Genomic DNA, 943 nt, shown 5'->3' on the forward strand with positions numbered 1-943 from the left:
TCAAGCATGGCACCATGCTTGACAACATATGCGTCACGGAAATAACCCAGATGAGCCACCGGTCCGCCAAATGATGTCAGTCCAAGCTTGAGCGCAGCTAGGAAACAAGTAATAAATTGCATAGCGCAAAGCTAGATACTGAATGAACGAGTCGCAAATGAAAATATGCCTATTTGGTGGCACTTTTGACCCCATCCACTTAGGGCACACATTTATTGCCCATCAAGCTCAGTCCCAGCTAGGTATTGATAAAGTCATCTTTCTACCCTGCCAGCAATCACCACACAAATTAGATTCAAAATCAGCGACAGCTGAAGACCGTTTCAAGATGTGTCAGCTAGCCACCTCCCCATTTCCATGGGCTGAAGTCAGCGACTACGATCTCTGTTCGCCACCACCCTCTTACTCCTGGCGCACCGCTGAACATTTCAAATCACTCTTCCCTAATGCCCAGCTATTTTGGTTGATGGGAAGCGACCAATGGAGGTCTATTGCGCGATGGGAACGCGCTCATCACTTCGCTAGCCTGTTAAAAATTATCGTCTACAGCCGTAAATCTGAAGCCTCATTTGTGCAGAGTTTCGAGTCTACACTGCTTAACACTTTACAGCACCCAGCTTCCGCAACTGCTATACGTGGGCAGCTTGTCGAGGGCAAAAACAGCCCTTGGCTACACCCCGCTGTTGCCAGTCACATCAAAAAAAATTGTCTCTACCTCAAGTCGCCTCTTGATTAAATCCCGATTCACTCGTCTAGTAGACCTATTAAATATCCTATGAAAAAAATCGCCTTATTTGCAGCCTCTGCTCTGACAGTATCACAGCTGATAGCCCAAGATGCTGCAGTTAGTCCTATTGCTAGTTCAGCCAAGAACGTACCCAATAAGCGATACCATGACGCGATCAACGCCTTCAGTAATTTACCTGAAAAGACACGCATTACT

The 943-nt window shown here is 46.7% G+C and carries 1 protein-coding gene; it reads left to right on the forward strand.

Annotated elements, in window-relative coordinates; all coding sequences use genetic code 11:
- The first annotated feature begins 142 nt into the window (after window positions 1-142).
- On the forward strand, window positions 143-736 hold the full coding sequence (gene nadD / locus ABGY95_RS07320) for a nicotinate (nicotinamide) nucleotide adenylyltransferase (RefSeq protein WP_347441034.1): 594 nt from the start codon (window positions 143-145) through the stop codon (window positions 734-736).
- Window positions 737-943 lie beyond the last annotated feature (207 nt).

This window comes from Rubritalea sp. (assembly GCF_039830215.1).
Lineage (GTDB): Bacteria > Verrucomicrobiota > Verrucomicrobiia > Verrucomicrobiales > Akkermansiaceae > Rubritalea.

What these genes read in the sequence shown, in the direction of transcription:
- nadD (WP_347441034.1), top strand. Translation starts at nt 143, where the DNA reads ATGAACGAGTCGCAAATGAAAATATGCCTATTTGGTGGCACTTTTGAC.